The sequence below is a fragment of the Pararhizobium sp. LjRoot235 genome, assembly GCF_964254145.1.
Taxonomy (GTDB): domain Bacteria; phylum Pseudomonadota; class Alphaproteobacteria; order Rhizobiales; family Rhizobiaceae; genus Pararhizobium.
Map to the genome: position 1 here is coordinate 1,119,380 of NZ_CAXUSP020000002.1, position 17,518 is coordinate 1,136,897.

The following is a 17,518-nucleotide window of genomic DNA, read 5'->3' on the forward strand; positions in this document are numbered from 1 at the left end:
CGCTCCGTGACTCTGTGTGCTTCTTCTTGGCCAACGTCGAGGAACCGATCAGGACGTTGCGCCGTAGTCCGCGTCGTCGACCTTTTTGAGCCACTCGACGGCCTTGCCTCCGAGCGATTCCTGGATGGCGATGTGCGTCATAGCGGTGGTCGGCCCCGCGCCGTGCCAATGCTTCTCGCCCGGTTCGAACCAGACTACGTCTCCAGGCCGGATTTCCTCGACGGGACCGCCCTCAAGTTGGACACGACCGCATCCGGCGGTCACGATCAAAACTTGACCGAGCGGATGGGTATGCCATGCTGTCCGGGCTCCCGGTTCGAATGTGACGCTGTTGCCGGCAGCCCGAGCGGGGTCGCGAACGGGGAAGAGCGGATCGATGCGGACCGTACCCGTAAACCAATCGGAAGGGCCCTTGCCAGAGGGCTGGCTTCCGGCGCGTTTGATGTCCATCTTCGTCTCCATGATTTCCCGGGGCTCGGTTACATCCGAAGCAGAGTCTTGATTGCCCGGCGCTCATCCATGGCCTTGTAGCCCTCGGCGACATCCACCAAGGGGACTTCCAGGTCGAAGACTTTGCCGGGATTGATCTGCCTGTTCATCACGAGGTCGATGAGGTGTGGAAGATAGCGGCGAACGGGAGCGGGGCCGCCCATCAGGCTCTTCTGCTGGAAAAACAGCATCTGGCCGTCAAACGTCACGCCATGGGGGACACCCACGAAGCCGATCGCGCCGCCGGGACGGGCGCAGTTGATCGCCTGCATCATGGATTCCTGCGTGCCAACGCATTCGAGAACGGAGTCCGCGCCGACCCCGGAGGTCAGTTCCTTCACCTTCGCCACGCCGGCATCGCCGCGCTCGGTGACGATGTCGGTGGCACCATATTCAAGAGCGAGTTCCTGCCGCGCCTTGTGGCGGCTCATGGCGATGATCCGCTCGGCTCCCTGTTGCTTGGCTGCCAGCACACCCATCAGGCCCACGGCACCATCGCCCACCACCACAGCGGTGCAGCCCGGCTTCACCCGCGCGGCGTCTGCCGCATACCAGCCGGTGCCGAGAACGTCCGAGGCCGCAAGCAGACTCGGAATCAAGTCGTCGGAAGGCATCACATCAGTGGCGACCAGCGTGCCATCGGCGAGCGGAACGCGAACATAAGGTGCCTGCGCGCCCGACATGAACTCCCGGTGTTCGCACGAGGATTGGAAGCCATATCGGCAATGCGGGCAGGTATTGTCGGAAATGCAGAACGACCCGACAACGAACTGGCCGGGGCGGACTGTCGTCACCGCGCTGCCGACCTCGACGACAATACCGCAATATTCGTGGCCCATATGCTGTGGCGCGTCGATGGGCTGGAGGCCGCGATATGGCCAAAGGTCGGAGCCGCAGACACAAGACGCCGAGAGCTTGATAATCGCGTCTGTGGGCTTGAGGATTTTCGGTTCGGCGACTTCCTCGCAGCGAATGTCTCCACGGGTGTGAAGGACTGTTCCGAGCATTGGTATCTCCGGAGTGTCATATGTTGGGCCGCCAGTGGCCCACCTTGTGTTGAGCTCAACATAGCACCCCAGGATAATCACGATTAGTCATGGCAATTTGCATGGACCTATCGAAATCCGCTAATAATCGAACCTTATCCATTCAACGGGACGGGCTGCATGGCGCGCGGAAATTTCAACGAATTGCTCTGGTTCCTGGCGGTAGCCGAGGAGCGCAGCTTTACAAAAGCCGCCGCCAAGCTCGGCATCGCGCAATCAACTCTCAGTCACGCCATCAAGCAATTGGAGGCGCGCATGGGGCTACGGCTCCTGGCCCGGACGACACGCAGCGTCGCCACGACGGAAGCGGGTGAACGACTCAGACAATCCATGGCACCGCGCATCGCGGAGATCGAGGCCGACATCGAAGCCGTGATGGCCTATCGCGACAAGCCAGCCGGCACGGTGAGGATCACGCTCTCCGATCATGCGATGGAAAGCGTGGTCTGGCCGAAGCTGGCCCCGATGTTGCGCGACTTTCCGGATATCCGGGTCGAGCTCAACATAGACAACGGCTTCCGCAATATCGTGGAGGAAGGTTTCGACGCCGGCGTCCGGCTGGGCGAAAGTGTCGAGAAGGACATGGTCGCGGTCCGGATCGGGCCGGACTGGCGGCTGGTCGCCATTGGATCGCCGGACTATTTTCGTCGACATTCGCCGCCCAGGCATCCGCAGGAATTGATGCAGCACAATTGCATCAACAGGCGGCAGTCGCGGACGGGAGGGCTCTATGCCTGGGAATTCGAAAAGGATGGCGAGGAAGTCCGCGTCCGCGTCGATGGACAGCTGACGTTCAACACGTCCGAAGCGATGGTGGATGCCGCTCTCGAAGGGTACGGCATCGCCTATGTACCCGAGAGCTTGGTCGGCACCCACATCGCCAGCGGCCGGCTGCAGCTTATCCTCAACAACTGGTCGCCGAAATTTGCTGGATATTTTCTCTACTATCCGACGCGCAGGCAGAACCTGCCTGCATTCTCGGTCTTGGTGGACGCCCTGCGCAATAGAGTGCCAACGGCATAGCGAAAGCTCGATGACCGCAATTGGCGGATACTGTTGAAAAAGTCCAAAATTGAGCCTCGCCGAAAAGTCTGCCATTTCGCGATTTGGACTGATGTTGCCCGCCGATGCTGTTCCAATCCCGCTATACGGCGCACACGTTGCTTAATCGTAAAATTGGGAGTCCCTCACGTCGATTTTCAGTATCCGCCTCTACAGCCTTCCCACAAACTGGACATCATAGAAAAACGACTTTTCAACAGTATCGGCGCCAACCCGCCTAGCCGTAAATACGCCAGCATGTCTGCTATCGGGAGACCTTTTCGGGGCTTTCAACGGCCGAGATGACGGCGCATTCTTGCCGTGGTCTAGGTCGCCTGTCGGCCCTTTGCGGCCATCACCACCTTCGCAAGAACTACGCTACAGTCGAACGGAACGCGTCAAGGTGTGGCGCAAGGGGCGCTATTCGCCAAGAGCCGCTGTCGAAACGCACTTTTGAAGGCATCTGTCACGGCACGGACAGATGGAACGTCCTTAATCTCTGTATGCACGACAAGCCATATTTCCCTGACGAGCGCATGATCCTCTCTTACGCGCTCAAGATCGCCGGACCCCGTGGCGGCGAAATCCGGCAGCATGACGACACCGCTCTCAAGGCTGGCGGCTGCAACCTGAAACTCCAGAACGGACGAGCGCAATGCGATCGGGCGGCCATCGGCCAGTTCGATCAGACGCATTTGCTGCGGCGAGGCATTCATAGATTCGTCGTAGCCGATGAAGGTCCAGTCTGAAGGGGCGACGGTGTCAAGATAGCGCCTGGATGCGTAAAGGTTGAAACTCATCTCGCCGAGCTTGACGATGGAATAGTCGCCTTGATCTGGGCGCGACAGCCGCACGGCGATATCCGCCTCGCGCCGGTCCAGCGACGCCAGCCGCTTCTCGCCGACCAGCGTGATGTGAATGCCGGGATGTTCACGCCGAACGGCGGCTATCGGCTCGGCCAGCAGCACGCTTGAAAGCGCCGGCGGGGCGCTGATCCGTACGTGACCCTGCAGCTCCGTCGCGCTGCTGCGGCCAAGCTGCTCGACGGCGGCCGTTTGCGCGGCAATGAGGGCCGCATGCCTGGCGACCTGCTCCCCATCGGCCGTGAGAACGACACGCCGCCCGCGACGGTCTACGAGCCCGCGCCCCAGTCGCGCTTCCAGCGACAGGACCCGCCGACTGACCGTGGCATGTTCGACGCCGAGCTGCCTGGCCGCGCCGAGAAACGTTCCCGACTGCGCCAGCGCCAGGAAATGCCGGAGGTCGTCCCAGTCGATATGTGTGAATTTATTCCCTGCCATTGTGAGACAATAGGGAATTTTCACACATCCTGCCAGCAGCTATGTTGCAACCATCATGGAGAAAACAATGACCGATCACATCATACTGCTGAGCGCGCCCGGCGATGTCACCCACTTTCAGGTCCAGGAACAGCGTCCGGACTCTCCGGGACAGGGTGAAGTCCTGATCCGTCATCAGGCCGTCGGCACCAATTTCCTGGACATCTATCACCGCAAGGGCATCTATCCGCTGCCGTCCTACCCGGCTGTGATCGGCGTCGAGGCCGCCGGCATTGTCGAAGCTGTCGGGGCCGGCGTGGTCGATCTCCAACAGGGCGATCGGGTCGCCTATGCCGGCCCGCCGGCCGGGGCCTATTGTTCGACACGGGTCATTGCCGCGGAAAGCGTGATCAGGCTTCCCGACGCGGTTTCGGCGCGGACGGCCGCAAGCTCGCTGCTCAAAGCCATGACTGCCTACATGCTGCTGAGCAAGACATGTGATGTCGGCGATGGCAGTGTTATTCTGGTTCATGCCGCCGCGGGCGGCCTTGGCAGTATCCTCGTGCGCTGGGCGAAGTCGCTGAATGCCACTGTGATCGGTACCGTCAGCACGCCCGAAAAGGCTGCACTCGCAAAATCCTATGGCGCGGATCATCTGATCGTCGGTCGTTCGGCCGACATCGTCGCGGAGGTCAAGCGGCTGACCGACGGACAGGGCGTCGATGTCGCAATTGACGGGATCGGCGCCGACATGCTGGTCAAGAGCCTGCGCGCGGTCCGGCCTTTCGGGATGGCGATCACCATCGGCCAGGCCGCCGGACCCATACCACCGGTGCCGGTCGAGGAACTTCGGCCTGGAAAATCGCTCTCGCACCCCAGCATCATGGCCTGGTGCGCCGATACTGGCAGATATCGCGCGGCGGCTCACGCGGCGATCCGTGCCATGGAAGCAGGGATTGTGTCCCAGATTGGTGCCGAATACAGTTTGAAAGAAGCTGCCAAGGCGCATGCGGACATGGAGGCGGGACGTATTGCAGGCAGCATTCTGCTCATTCCCGAAATGAAAAGACAGGGCTGAACGCTCCGAAAACAATGCCGTGCTATTGTCGGGGATAACCTTGCTTGTCCACCGGATCGAAAACGGAAGAAGGCACCCTTTAGACGCTACAAGCCTTGGGCGGTAAACATGCCCAAGGCTATCGCCATGACTCCTTTGACGGCGCGCTCCGGACGTGACCGCTCGAATAGCAGACTGACTGCTTCCAGGAACTAGGCCGTAAACCCATTAATTTACTTGGCGTTGCGCGCGCCGCGTGATTCAAGGCTTCCAAATGAGGAGCTTTGATGACACGCCGCCGCTACGAACTCACGGACCATGAATGGTCGATTATTTCGCCACTGCTTCCCAACAAGCCGCGCGGCGTTCCTCGTGTTGACGACCGGCGGGTCCTGAATGGCATCCTTTGGCGGTTCCGAACAGGCTCGCCGTGGGCGGAAGTCCCTGAACGTTACGGTCCACCAACCACCTGCTATAACCGCTTCGTCCGCTGGCGAAAGGCCGGTGTCTGGGATCGGCTTCTTGAAGCTGTTTCAGAAGCTTATGATGGCGACATCGTCATGATCGACTCGACCTGTGTCCGCGTTCACCAGCACGCGGCCACGGGAAAAAGGGGGATCGAGACGATGGTGGCATGGGACGTTCCCGCGGCGGGCTTACGAGTAAAATCCACGCGCTCGTCGATGCCGAAGGTCGGCCAGTAACGCTCCGCCTGACCGGCGGGCAAATTGCCGATTGCACTGAAGCCGATGCGCTGACGGAAGGCCTCCGCGAAGGTGACATCCTGCTTGCAGATAAGGGTTATGATAGTAACGCCATCAGAGCCAAAGCGGCTGCGCGCAAAGCCTGGGCCAACATCCCGCCGAAAGCAAACCGCAAGGGCTCCTTCTCATTCTCGCGCTGGGTTTACAGGCAACGGAATCTCGTGGAAAGATTCTTCAACAAGATCAAACAGTTTCGAGGCATCGCCACACGTTACGACAAGCGCCCAGAAAACTACCTTGCCGCCGTCAAAATCGTCGCGACAAGGATCTGGTGTCAGAGTTTATGAGTCGACGCCCTAATGCGGGTGGTGTGGACGACCGGCATGACGGCGCGGAGCAGCCAAATAACCCTGGAGGCTGTTGGCCCCATGTGGAAGTTTCGTGCGGTTACTGTTTGCGCCCTCGGCCCGAACCAAACGCTTGCCGCGGTTCCTTTGCCGAGTCCGAAAAACTTGGATGCTTGCTTTTTACCCATGCCACGAATTTCTGCACGGCAGGGTCTTCGAGGATGGCCTCGATCGTAGAAAACTTCTTCGCGAGTTGGGAATCCGTGAAAATCGCATGTATCTGGTCGTGGCAGATTCGGTGCAGGCAAACGGTTTTCTTGCCACCCTTGCTCTTCGGGACGAGATGGTGGGCGTCTTTCTGATCATCCGAGATCACGCGCTCGCACATCGGGCAAACACTGGCTCTGGCTCCACGTCCCACGAAGCCACTTCTTCTCTGTTCTTGCGGGCCATCGGTCCTCGATCGATTTTTCTATGTGCTGATGGCATGCGTCTATAACGCTTTTTCCCGCTGATATCGGTTCTGCTGGCGGGGAGCAACGCATGTTCTACATCGACGCTGACCCTGACGGTGCCAAATTCCGTCTTTAAGAACGGATGCTTGCCTCAGACGCATTGAGGGCGCAAAGCGGGAGCGAACGGCGTTCGTGTTTTGTGCTCGCAGGATCGCATAAGATCTCGCCTGGAACTTGACCGGAATGGCCTCTCGCCCAGCCGACCAAGTGATCTCCCAGGCTGCCTACCGCTCATTCTCGAACTGCCGCGAAATCCAAGGCCATGTTGGAGGCAACCGATTCAGGCATCACCAAACCCTCGATGCTCAGGGGACGAGTGAGGAGGACGCCGCGGGCAAAACCAATGGCGCGAGCTGAGTCGATGGGCGCAGGGCGCTACTTGACGTCCGGCTTGTCCACCAGCCTCTCGACCAATCGCCGAAGCTCCGACGGGGTCGTTTGGCCAGCGACGACCTCGTCGTAGCCGATCCCGGCGCGTCGCAGCGCCTCTTTCTTGATCGCATCGCGCGCGGCCGCGGCACCCTGATGATGCCCTCCGCCCTGATATTCGATGGCGTGCCTCGGCCGGCAAGTACCGTCCACCAGCAGCAAGTCGACCCGCTTCGAGTTGATGCAGCGGTACGCATCAGCATCCTTGCTGCGAAGGATCTCGCCTAACGAGACCTGCGCCATCACCTGCCAAGTGGGATTGCAGCCGATCACGATGCGGTCGAGCTCCTTGAATACCCGCGCTTCGCTTTTGTTGAGGAGCGGCTGAATCGTGAAATTCGAGTTCATGACAATGCGCAACTGGTCAGCAGCGTCAAATTGTTTCGGCGGCTCCGGAACAGATGTCGGAAGCCAAGGCGCAGCGACAATGCTGGCCCCGGTGCCTTTCTTCTCCCAGCGTGATCGGTTTCTTGTTCGCCACGCCTGCCGTCGCATTCATGGATCGGAGCTCCTCAACGGCCATGCCAATGATGAAGCCGACAAAAAGAGAGGCGATCAGCAGCTCAGGCTTCTCGAAGTCGCCAAGCGTTATGCCGCCGGTAGCACCTACCGCGACCGCTCCGATAACTAGTCCAGGTGCCGCGAAAAGCACCGACCTATGGCGATAGTGCATGCCCCTCTCCGTCACTGCGCGCGAAGATAGTAAACCGCGTGCATGCATCGGCGAAAAGCTACACAAAAGAGGTAGTCCGGCGCCATCTGAAGTGCACGAAAGCGGCACAAGCACCTCTCTAACAGCGGGAGCTACGGTTCGAAACCGTTCAAGGCGAGCAAATTTGGTCGCAGACCGTACTGATGGAACGGCGATCACCCGAAACTATCGATTGGCGGGGCCGCGGCCGTAAAGCAACAGCATGACGATGATGACCAGACCGTAGGTGATCTGTCGCCCGGCCTCCGGCATCTGCATGACGGATAAAATAGACTGCAGCAAGGTGATCAGGATCACCCCTGCGATCGTGCCGAGGTAGGAGCCTCGACCGCCCAGGATCGATGTGCCGCCGAGTACGACGGCGGCGATCGAAGGCAACAGGTAGCTGTCGCCCATCGATTGGGCCGCCTTCGAAGCATAGCCCGCAAGAAGCGTGCCTCCGAAGGCACTGAGCGCGCCGCATGAGACGAAGGCGATCAGGACGATCCGGCGCGTATTGATACCAGAAAGGTAGGCGGCACGCTCCTGGTTGCCGATGCCGTATACGGAACGCCCGAATGTGGTGCGGGTTAGCACAAAGATCGCTACCGCTCCCACGATCGCCCAGATTAGCACCGCGTTCGGCACGCCAGGTATAAGAAAGCCGGTCGCCAGATAGCGCATGGTGATCGTGGCTGAGTCCTGTGGCGAGAAGCCGCCGGTGTAGACAACCATCAAACCTTGGGCGACGGCATTCGTTGCCAAGGTGATGATCATCGAGGGGATGCGTAGATAGGCGACGCCAATTCCATTGGCGAAGCCTATCACCATGCCACAGGCTACGCCGAAGGGAATAGCGAGAGTTTCACCGACAGGTCCATAAGCGGCGGCGGCGCAGGCCATCATCCCGCCAACGGCCACCGACCATGGAATTGACAGATCGATCTGCCCAAGCAGAATGACCACCATCATGCCGGTTGCGATGACGCCAAGGAAGGAAGCTACCTTCAACTGCTGTAAGAGATATTCCGGAGACAGGAAGCTCGCTGAATATAAACTGCCGAGGATCAGAAGCACGATAATACAGGCAAAAGCGGTTGATATTGCCGGGTCCAGCCGACGGGCGAATTTAGGGAGCCGAGATACGGGCTGTTCTCGTGTGGCATCCTTCATCCGAACCACTCCAGGCGATTGCGGACGCGAAACAATCCGAACGCACCCAGACTAACCGCGACAAGCAAGACCACACCCTGAAACAGGGGTTGCCAGAGTGGATCGAAATCGAAGACGAAGAGAAGATCACCGATGGTCCGAAAGGCGAGCGCCCCAAAGACCGCACCGATGGCGGTGCCCCTGCCGCCATAAAGAGAGACGCCGCCAAGCACGACCGAGGCGATGGAGAAGAGCGTGTAGGCGTTGCCACTCGCAAGGGCCGCTTCGCCGGTATAGGTGAAGAAGGTGAGAAATAGGCCGCCGGTCGCGGCGAGGAGGCCTGAGAGCAGATAGGCTGTGAATTTCGCACGGCGTATTGGTAGGCTCGACATATAGGCCGCGATTTCCGACGATCCGGATGCATAGGCTGCCCGCCCGATCACCGACCGGCTGAATGGGATCCAGACGACCAGCACAACAGCGACAAGCGCGACCAGGCTGGACGGCACGACGCCGAATATCTTGCCGGTCATCATGTCCGCCAGATCCTCGTTGACCGAACCGCCAGGAAAAGGCCTGAGCAGCAAAGCGATGCCAAAAAACACGGCGCCCGTCGCGATGGTGGCGACGATCGGCTGTAGCCTCCCGTAGATGACGATCAGACCGTTCAACGCTCCGCAGGCAAGACCCGCGGCAAGAACGGCAATAACGCCGAAAGTTGTCTCAAGAGGTGTACCGATAACCAGCCAGGAAGCCAACGCATTGGTGAGGATGAAGATCATGCCTACCGACAGGTCGATGCCCGCCGTAATCACCACCAGTGTCTGCGCCATGGCAACGAAGGCGAGCAGCACGCCCTTGTTGGACGCAGTTTGGACCACGTTGGCGGTCAGCCCGGCCGGGTGGTTGGAGACGTAGATCGTGAACATGACGAGAAAAATCCCCACAGCCGTCAGCATGCCGCGCTGCTCGTTCAGCCAGAACCGCCACTCGCTCATGCTGCCGTCCCCGCGTGTCCATCTTCGACATTGAGCGCGCTCGCGATCAATGCACGCTCAGTCATGGCGCTGCCCTTTAGTTCTCGCGCGACGCGCCCGTCGTAAAGCACGAGCACACGATCGCAGCATCCGATTAGTTCGTCATAGTCCGTCGAATAGAACAGGATCGCTGTCCCCCTGTCGGCAAGACGTCGCAGCAGCAGATATATTTCGTGTTTGGTGCCGACATCGATACCGCGCGTCGGATCGTTGAGCAGAATGATTTTCGGCTTGCGCATAAGCCATTTGGCAATGACGACCTTCTGCTGGTTGCCGCCCGACAGCGCCGCGACCGGCAGATCCAGACCCGCCGTCTTGATGGTTAGCAACTGTATCATCTCGTCGATCAGCTGCTCTTCGAACTCTTGGTTTATCACGCCGCCCCGCGAAACCTGATCCAGAACGGAAAAGGACAGATTTTCCCGTACTGTCATCGGCAGCATCAGGCCTTCGGTCTTGCGGTCCTCCGGAATAAGCGCGATGCCGATTTGCTCTGAACTTGCCGCTGCCGGACTAGCGAGCGTGATGGCCTTGCCATCAACAAGGACGGAGCCGGTCGTGCCGCGCAGCACTCCGAACAGCGCCAGCAGCAGTTCGCGCTGCCCTTGCCCGTCTAGGCCGCCAAGGCCCAAAACCTCGCCCTTGCCGAGGGTGAACGAGATGTCGCGCAAGCTATCCATCCAGCCGAGCTTGCGGCATTCCAGAGCGGGAGCGGCAGTATCGACTGCTTGCTCGGGTTTTGGCGGAAAGGCATTGCTGTATTCGCGGCCGATCATCATTTCGACGATCTCGCCGTTGGAACGAGTGCCGGCGGCAAAGCTCATGACGTTGTGGCCGTTGCGGAACACTGTGCATTCGTCGGAAAGTTCGGCGATCTCGTGCATGCGATGGGAAATATAGAGAAGCGCCAGCCCTTCCGACCGCAACCGCATCAGGACGGAGAAGACCTTTGCAACATCTGCTGCGGTCAACGCCGACGTCGCCTCATCGAGAATAAGGATGCGCGGTTTCCACGCCAGGGCCTTGGCGATCTCCACCAATTGTCTGCGAGAAAGCGGAAGATCCTTGACCAGCGTGCGCGGATGAATCTCTTCGGCACCTGCGCGTCCCAGGGCTTGCTCTGCGATCACGCGCTGCGCTTGCCGATCGATCAGGCCGAAGTGCCGAGGCGGATGGGCAATGCAGATGTTGTCGGCGACGCTGAGATCCGGGATCAAGGATAGTTCCTGGAAAACGCAGGTCACGCCGGCGGCGGAAGCGTCGGCAGGGGAACGGAAGGTGACTTCCCGTCCATCCAGCAGCATGCGCCCTTTATCCGGAGCGACCACGCCCGCCATGATCTTGATCAGCGTCGACTTGCCCGCGCCGTTCTCACCTAGGATGGCATGAATGCGGCCGGGTTCTACGGTTAGGGCGGCATTCTCGAGCGCGCGGACGCCCCCATAGTACTTCGATACGCCGTCCATTTGAAAAAGCGGCGCCGCCGCCCGTGTTGGTGATGTGATCATGAAGGTCCCCGGGGCGGGTTTCGCGCGCGTCGCAGGCCTCCGCCCGCGACACGACTTTCATACAACGGATTTTCCCCCTTTATTGATTTTCCTTCGACTGCCCCATGATCTCTTGGGCCGTGAAGTTGATGCCACAGGTCGGGAAGGCGTTGCCGACGAAGAAATTATCGGACTGATCGGGATAGAAATCCTGACCTTCCTTGAAGTTCGGGTCCTCGACAATCGCCAGTGGCAGCTTGATAGATTGTGGAACTACTTGTCCTTCAAGTGCTGCAATCGCCGTCTTGATGGCAACCGCCACCTGGGCGGGCCCAGTGCCGGCCGACGAGCATTTCAGGCCGTCCGCAGTATGCTTGGCGCAGAATTTGCGAAAGCCGTTCTCCGTCTCTCCACCGAAAGGCACGAAGGGATGACCGGCATCTATCATCGCCTGAACGACGCCCGTGTCACCGCCCTGTGCAGTAATGCCGTCGAATTTCTTGTGCACGGCAATAGCATCGGCGGTTGCCTTCTGCGCCGTCGGATCATCCCACTTGCCGATAACCTCGACAACATCCCATTTCTTGCCTGTAGCGGCGAAGGTTTCGTGGATCCCGTTGTGGCGATCGGTATCGACCGAGGTACCGGGAACGCCGCGCACTTCGAGAACCTTGCCGCCGTCTGGCAGGTGCTTTGCCAGCCAGTTCGCCCACAACACGCCTAAGCCCTTCTGGTCGACGTTGACATTGATGGCATCCTGAGTGTCGAGGATGTTGTCGAAGGCGACGAGAACGATACCGGCTTCCTTGGCTCGCTTGATCACCGGTCCGAAGGCCGTAGGGTTCTGCGCGTTGACGACGATGGCGTCATAGCCGGAGTCGATGAAGTTATTGATCGCGGAGATTTGGGCGGGCACATCCTCGCCAGTCGAAACGACCTTGAATTCCTTAAGTTTGGCGGCGACGTCGGGCTGAGCCGCATATGCCTTGGCGGTCTGGATCATTTGGATGCGCCAGGTATTGGCGATGTAGCCATTAGCAAGTGCTATGCGATAGGGACCGTCTTTCTTCGGAAACTTGAAGAATTTGGTGTCCGCCGACCATGGCGCGAAACACTCAGGCTCGGCGGCCGGCCCGCTGACGATTTCCGGCTCTGCAAGAACGGTGGTATAGGCAAGGGTGACGGCAGCGGCCGCGAGAATGCCGCCGACATATGTCTTGAACATTGTATCCTCCCATTTGTTGCCATGCTGTGACTAGCATCGAAATGAGTATCCGGAAAATATCGACGTCCGCCAGACTGCATCTTCAGTCGGCCGGTGAGGCATGTCGATGGGTTAGTCAAATGACGTTCGGACGGGCTCCTCCCTCAGCGCCATTGGAATCGAGGGTACCGCCGCCGACTTTGGTTGTAAAGCTGACATATCGATCGAGCCGCGATGAACAGCTTTTGAGCTCGGCCAATGCGATTTGAAGGCGGGGTAGCAATATCCTGCGATCGCGCATGGAACAATTTCCCGGCCTGAAGTTGTCCGAACAAAATAGGAGGAACAACGATGGCAAACTCTGATCTGCGTCTATCTCATGACCTCATTTCCAGCGACCCCTACCTGTTTTGGGACGCCAGAAATGGTATCACCTTGTTGAAAAACTCGACGAATGCCGGGGTTCCGCCCAACAACACGTGATTGTTTCCTGGCAACTCGACGAGGTTCACGCCAGGGATCAGGTTGGCTAGGCCTCTTCCAAGGGTGCGACGCGGTCGCCCTTGCCGTGAAGCACGAGAGTGGGGACGCGCTGCGGCGTCCAGTTCGATGGCAGCCATTCGTCGATCTTGTTTGCGGGATGATCTGCGATGCGGTGATGATGTCGGCAAGATAGGCTTGCGGGTTGAGAACGGCATTTTGCAGGTTTCGACAATGGTGTAGATGACAGCAGCACGCTCACCGCCGGCATCAGAGCCGCTAAAGAGATAATTCTTTCTGCCGAGAGCCAAGGGCCTGATTGCGCGCTCGGCGGCATTGTAGCTCATCTCGAAGCGTCCGGCGGTGGTGTAAACCGTAACGGCCTGCCAGCGTGACGAGTCACCTACCCGCCAAGTGTAGCTAATGCTTCATCATCATCGGAAGCGGGCTATGTGACAACAGATACCGAGTGACGCGGCCGAGCAGCAACTCAAGGAAATATCCGTGTTTGAAGGCGCCGATCAGCAGGCAGGTGGCCTTCGCGGTTTTCGCGAAATCGAGGATCGTTTCGCCAACGGAGCGGCTGCCTGAGCTGATCGCGATAACGTCGCCGTCAAGCCCAAGCTGCTTCAGCAGCTCCCGCGCCGTGAACTGATCGCTCCCGTCGGGTTTATCGTTGACGCAGAGAACGGTGATGCGATCGGCCGCCGCCAGCCAGCGTCTCGCCGCGACGACGGCGCGCTGCGCATGATCGTGCGGCTTCCAGCCAATCACCATATGGCCCAGGAGATCGCCGGCATATTGACCGGGTGGCGGCACCAGCGCCAGCTTGTGTTCGTTGAACAGGATGTCGTGGAATGTATCACGGGCATCCATGTTGCCATGGCATGGGGCGACGACGAGCGCTGTCTCATGGCATTCGCTCGTCACGCAACGGTTGAGATCGCCGCGACAATCATCCAGGACCAGGCTCTTTCGGTCCGGCCTTTCCTGCTTCCAATCCTCGAAAGCGCGCGTGACCCGCTCCAGTCGCTGCAGCGGCGAGCCTTCATCGTGCTCTCTCAGCATCTGCAGGTCGATTTCCTCGGCTGCGGCGATCATCTTTTCGGGGTCGGCCCCCACATGAGCGGCGGCCATGGTGCCATTGATGGCACCTGCGGCAGCCTCGGCGATATCAAGGCAAGAGCGCGCGGTTGCGGGATCAGGGAGCAAGGCGAGGACATCGGCATGGACGGCAACTTCATGCACATGGTCGGCGAAGATGACGCCAGCCTGTTGCGGCGGCGGTCTTTGCGGGTCGCCATTCGAGAGCGCATTGTTCATGTCGGACCTCCTGCCACGATGCTTCCATCGCTTCTGGTCCACAGAAGCTCATTCTACTCCCGCGTCGCATGGCTCGCAACGCCGCCGGCGGGCGCTGGATTGTTCAAAGTCAGCCGGCCAATTGCTGACCGCCTCCGGCCGACGTTGCGAACATGTCTTCATAGAGATCCCCACCAAAGCTTGTGCGCAACGGTTCTGCCTCTCGTTGCGTGTCTTTCCAAAGGGATCGTACAACCGAGGCAAATGACATCCTTAATTCTTTGCAATCGTCCGGAACCTGCAGCGTCAATGGGCATTAAGTGCACAAGATGATGGATTTCGCCTTTAACCGCGATTCTGCTGATGACTCCTAGGACGGAGAAGCGAGCACCGTGAAGCGCTCGGCCCTGTGCGTTCGCAAATGGAGGAAGCTATGGCCTACAGAGATATCGTTGTTTATTTGGACGCCGGATCAGATTCCGCGGCCCGTGTGCACACTGCCATTAATATCGCTGCCAAGCACCAAGCCAGGCTGATCGGCGTCGACGTCAGCACGAAAGAAGCACTGGAGGGGGAGAGCCGTGATCACGCGCTGGCTATTGAAGATGAATTCAAAACCGCAGTTCAGGAGGCTGGCCTTGATTTCCAATATCACGCGGCAAGGCCGGAGGCTCATACCGCAGGGCAACTTTTTTCCCATTGCGCTGATCTTCTGGTAGCAACACAGCCGCATCCGGACCACCGCCATCTTTCCAATTCAGTAGTCCCTAAAGACATTTTGGTGACAGCAGGGGTTCCCATGTTGGTCCTTCCGACCGGCTGGACGGGAGAAGACGCGCTCGGTGAGCAGGTGGTCATTGCCTGGAATTTCAGCCGGGAGTCAACCAGGGCCGTTCACGACGCGATGCCAATTCTCAAGGCAGCGCGCAAAGTTTTCCTGTTCGTGTTCGCGAGAAACTACAGCGACAAAAATGCAGATGTGCAGGAGATAAGGAGTCATCTCGAACATCATGGGGTTACGGCAGCCTTGGCAGGATGGCGCGATACGGGGCAGACCGATTTCACCAGTGCGTTGTTTGCCGGCCTCGACCGAGAGAGCGCAGATCTTATCGTCTGCGGCGCCTATGGCCACTCGCCGTTTTTCGAAGATATTTTTGGCGGCGCAACGCACGATCTGCTGAATAACATTTCAATGCCGGTCCTGATGTCGCACTAAATCGCAGAACGACGTCTTTTCGCAAAAGGCTCATTCTGCGACGATGCCAAAATCAGACGCGAAGCCGTCGCTTTATTGCTATTGGGGTCGGTTCCGACCGTCGGGCCACAATACCTTCGGCATGAGTTCAACCCAAAAGCCAGCGGCTTTTTCAGCAGCCTGCTAGAGCGCAGTTCCGCTTCGCGATTTCATTTTGAAAGGCGGCCACTCCTGCGTCGCCACGAACATTTTGCGCCCGGTGGAACCAAATTGATCCCGGCGTCTTCTAACAAGGTTGAGGCCTTTCTTTCTCCAACTACGCCTCACTAATCGACGCGCTGTTCCAACAGCGCGCCGGCATCAGAGCCAGCGTTTCCTCCTGGTGACGCTGGTTTTCTGTTCACGGATTTTGGGTCATCTAGTGGCCTCCGTCCTTGCTACGCAGACGGAGCGCCATGCTCTTTTCGGCTGCGACCCAGTCACCTTAAGGCTGCTTAAGGGTGCCTATGCGTTGGGCGTTCAGGTAGTTCAAGCAGTCGATCATGTCGTCGACCTCATCGAAGTCCAGACAGTCGAGCAGGATGTTTTTATAAACGGTCGGCTGTCCGGTGAAGATGTCGATCACGGACCAGTACTCGTCTCTGTCGTTTTTCCTTGCACTGTACCTAAGCGTAGCCATGGGTCATTCTAACATGACCCGGACTGTTTTATAAGTTTGTTCGGAGGCGGGTGGGAAGGTGCGTTACCGGACAACCGTGCAAGTTCGCCAGCGGCGCCTTCCGCGACGTTGACCGCGCGATTACGGCTGCCGCATTGCTTTTGTCGCCCCTTGTTTGCTGCACCCGTGTTGCAAGGCGAAGGAACGGGCGATGCAGGAAGGCAGGGATTGAGAACCGAAGCGGCGCTGCGCAGATCCCCTGGCCGCTGACTGAGGAGACAAAAGCCACGGCTTTCCTAGAATCTTCGCTTTTCGAGCAGTTCTTGTTCCGATGTGATCGCTCTTCAGGATGCGGTTCACGACGATGTGATTGAGGATCGGGGAATATCGGCGGTGGCTGGTGTGTCGTACGTGTGAGGGGCAGAAAGAGAAGGAGTTTTTGTGATGAAGATCCATACCTTGATGACCGCGACGGCGGTCTTGCTGATCTCCACCTGCGCCGTAGCCCAGGCGGACGACCACCTTTTCCAGGCGCAACAGCATGGATTGCAGTCCGGCAGCACGGCATCTTCCACGACGCACGCCTTTACGACCAACGGTGCCGGTCACAGCGGTACCTTGGCGCCCGGCCAGGGAAGTCCGTTCACCGGCCACGACACCCAGACGCCGGCCACAGACACGGATGCCGCCAACGATCATGCCAACGTGAAGCTTCGCTGAATAGGTCAGTCGCTCAGCGCTGATTGCAATCAGGCCGACTTCGTTCGGTAACCGATCTTGAAGGCGTCGGGAATGTGTTCCTTGCGCCTTCATCGTGTATGGCGAGCACTCGCAGCAACTTGCTGTGCCCTCGTCTGGCGTGAGTACTTTAGGATTCATCAATCATGCTGCGAAGCATTTCGCTTGGGGAGAACCATCGGCGTCCCGGGCCCTGTCTCATATTAAATAGCGCCCACGCGCCGTCGATCGACGGTCAGATCGACTTCAGATCAAGTTGGAGGAAGGCGCACGATCGTCATTCATCAGCCAATAGTCCTGTGGAAAGAATTTGGCGCTTTCCTTGCGAAGGGAGGCAGCGATCGCGGCAAGAAGCCGATGCGGACTTTTGAAGGGCTTTCTCAACCTAACGATCTGATGGACTTGCGACGGGCGTTCCGAGTTGGCTTGACCGAGCATAGGGCAGCGGCGTCGCCCTTATCGCCAGCATGCAGCGAAGCGCACCGTTCGGACGGCGTCGGTGCGAATCCGTACAGGACGGTCGGGCAGAGTGCGTGAATTTCCGATCTTGCCCGCCACGCAAGGGATCGGCATTTTGGATTTATGGCAAATTTTCCGCATGCTGCCAAACGCTCGAACTTTTTACGACATAAGACGTTTGGGAGTGCAGAGCGAGGAGCATCTCAA

At 58.9% G+C, this 17,518-nt stretch carries 14 protein-coding genes and 3 pseudogenes; 5 read left to right on the plus strand and 12 right to left on the minus strand.

What is annotated here, in order from left to right:
- Positions 1-48: 48 nt before the first annotated feature.
- Complete coding sequence (locus ACSQ2Z_RS25955) at positions 49-450, minus strand: (R)-mandelonitrile lyase (RefSeq protein WP_436084049.1); 402 nt, start codon at positions 448-450, stop codon at positions 49-51.
- Positions 451-479: 29 nt separating this feature from the next.
- Positions 480-1,496 carry a zinc-dependent alcohol dehydrogenase family protein gene (locus tag ACSQ2Z_RS25960; protein ID WP_436084050.1) on the minus strand — a complete coding sequence of 339 codons (1,017 nt, stop codon included), beginning with the start codon at positions 1,494-1,496 and terminating at the stop codon, positions 480-482.
- 159 nt (positions 1,497-1,655) lie between these two features.
- On the opposite strand from ACSQ2Z_RS25960, the gene ACSQ2Z_RS25965 reads away from it, so the two are divergent.
- A complete protein-coding gene (locus ACSQ2Z_RS25965) occupies positions 1,656-2,558 on the plus strand; it encodes a LysR family transcriptional regulator (protein ID WP_436084051.1) in 903 nt (300 codons plus the stop codon).
- 416 nt (positions 2,559-2,974) lie between these two features.
- Here ACSQ2Z_RS25965 and ACSQ2Z_RS25970 read toward each other — a convergent pair whose 3' ends face one another.
- Positions 2,975-3,877: a LysR family transcriptional regulator gene (locus ACSQ2Z_RS25970; protein WP_436084052.1), complete on the minus strand. Its 903-nt coding sequence runs from the start codon at positions 3,875-3,877 to the stop codon at positions 2,975-2,977.
- A gap of 67 nt (positions 3,878-3,944) precedes the next feature.
- Here ACSQ2Z_RS25970 and ACSQ2Z_RS25975 point away from each other — a divergent pair, with 67 nt between their 5' ends.
- Both ACSQ2Z_RS25975 and ACSQ2Z_RS25980 read left to right on the plus strand, forming a co-directional pair.
- Entirely contained in the window at positions 3,945-4,934 is a 990-nt protein-coding gene (locus ACSQ2Z_RS25975) for a quinone oxidoreductase family protein (protein WP_436084053.1), read from the plus strand.
- A gap of 266 nt (positions 4,935-5,200) precedes the next feature.
- Positions 5,201-5,964: pseudogene (locus ACSQ2Z_RS25980) on the plus strand (IS5 family transposase).
- Positions 5,965-6,064: 100 nt separating this feature from the next.
- Here ACSQ2Z_RS25980 and ACSQ2Z_RS25985 read toward each other — a convergent pair.
- From ACSQ2Z_RS25985 to ACSQ2Z_RS26020, 8 genes and pseudogenes are all read right to left on the minus strand, one after another.
- A complete protein-coding gene (locus ACSQ2Z_RS25985; RefSeq protein WP_436084054.1) occupies positions 6,065-6,385 on the minus strand; it encodes an HNH endonuclease in 321 nt (106 codons plus the stop codon).
- Between the two features lie 469 nt (positions 6,386-6,854).
- A pseudogene (locus ACSQ2Z_RS25990) lies at positions 6,855-7,581 on the minus strand (DUF2726 domain-containing protein).
- Between the two features lie 204 nt (positions 7,582-7,785).
- Positions 7,786-8,772 (minus strand): ABC transporter permease, encoded by a 987-nt coding sequence (locus tag ACSQ2Z_RS25995; protein WP_436084055.1) that lies wholly within the window; start codon positions 8,770-8,772, stop codon positions 7,786-7,788.
- A complete protein-coding gene (locus ACSQ2Z_RS26000) occupies positions 8,769-9,749 on the minus strand; it encodes an ABC transporter permease (protein WP_436084056.1) in 981 nt (326 codons plus the stop codon). Before ACSQ2Z_RS26000 ends, ACSQ2Z_RS25995 begins: the two co-directional genes overlap by 4 nt.
- Entirely contained in the window at positions 9,746-11,296 is a 1,551-nt protein-coding gene (locus tag ACSQ2Z_RS26005; protein ID WP_436084057.1) for a sugar ABC transporter ATP-binding protein, read from the minus strand. Before ACSQ2Z_RS26005 ends, ACSQ2Z_RS26000 begins: the two co-directional genes overlap by 4 nt.
- A gap of 79 nt (positions 11,297-11,375) precedes the next feature.
- The gene (locus tag ACSQ2Z_RS26010; RefSeq protein ID WP_436084058.1) at positions 11,376-12,500 is read right to left on the minus strand and encodes a sugar ABC transporter substrate-binding protein; all 1,125 of its coding nucleotides are present in this window, start codon (positions 12,498-12,500) and stop codon (positions 11,376-11,378) included.
- Between the two features lie 508 nt (positions 12,501-13,008).
- Positions 13,009-13,354: pseudogene (locus ACSQ2Z_RS26015) on the minus strand (IS66 family transposase); the annotation flags it as partial.
- Between the two features lie 25 nt (positions 13,355-13,379).
- Entirely contained in the window at positions 13,380-14,282 is a 903-nt protein-coding gene (locus tag ACSQ2Z_RS26020) for a universal stress protein (RefSeq protein ID WP_436084059.1), read from the minus strand.
- 412 nt (positions 14,283-14,694) lie between these two features.
- On the opposite strand from ACSQ2Z_RS26020, the gene ACSQ2Z_RS26025 reads away from it, so the two are divergent.
- Positions 14,695-15,477: a universal stress protein gene (locus ACSQ2Z_RS26025; protein ID WP_436084060.1), complete on the plus strand. Its 783-nt coding sequence runs from the start codon at positions 14,695-14,697 to the stop codon at positions 15,475-15,477.
- A 463-nt stretch (positions 15,478-15,940) separates the two neighbouring features.
- Here the strand turns inward: ACSQ2Z_RS26025 and ACSQ2Z_RS26030 are convergent, their stop codons facing one another.
- The gene (locus ACSQ2Z_RS26030; RefSeq protein WP_436084061.1) at positions 15,941-16,081 is read right to left on the minus strand and encodes a hypothetical protein; all 141 of its coding nucleotides are present in this window, start codon (positions 16,079-16,081) and stop codon (positions 15,941-15,943) included.
- Positions 16,082-16,558: 477 nt separating this feature from the next.
- On the opposite strand from ACSQ2Z_RS26030, the gene ACSQ2Z_RS26035 reads away from it, so the two are divergent.
- On the plus strand, positions 16,559-16,834 hold the full coding sequence (locus ACSQ2Z_RS26035) for a hypothetical protein (protein WP_436084062.1): 276 nt from the start codon (positions 16,559-16,561) through the stop codon (positions 16,832-16,834).
- The last annotated feature ends 684 nt before the right edge of the window (positions 16,835-17,518 follow it).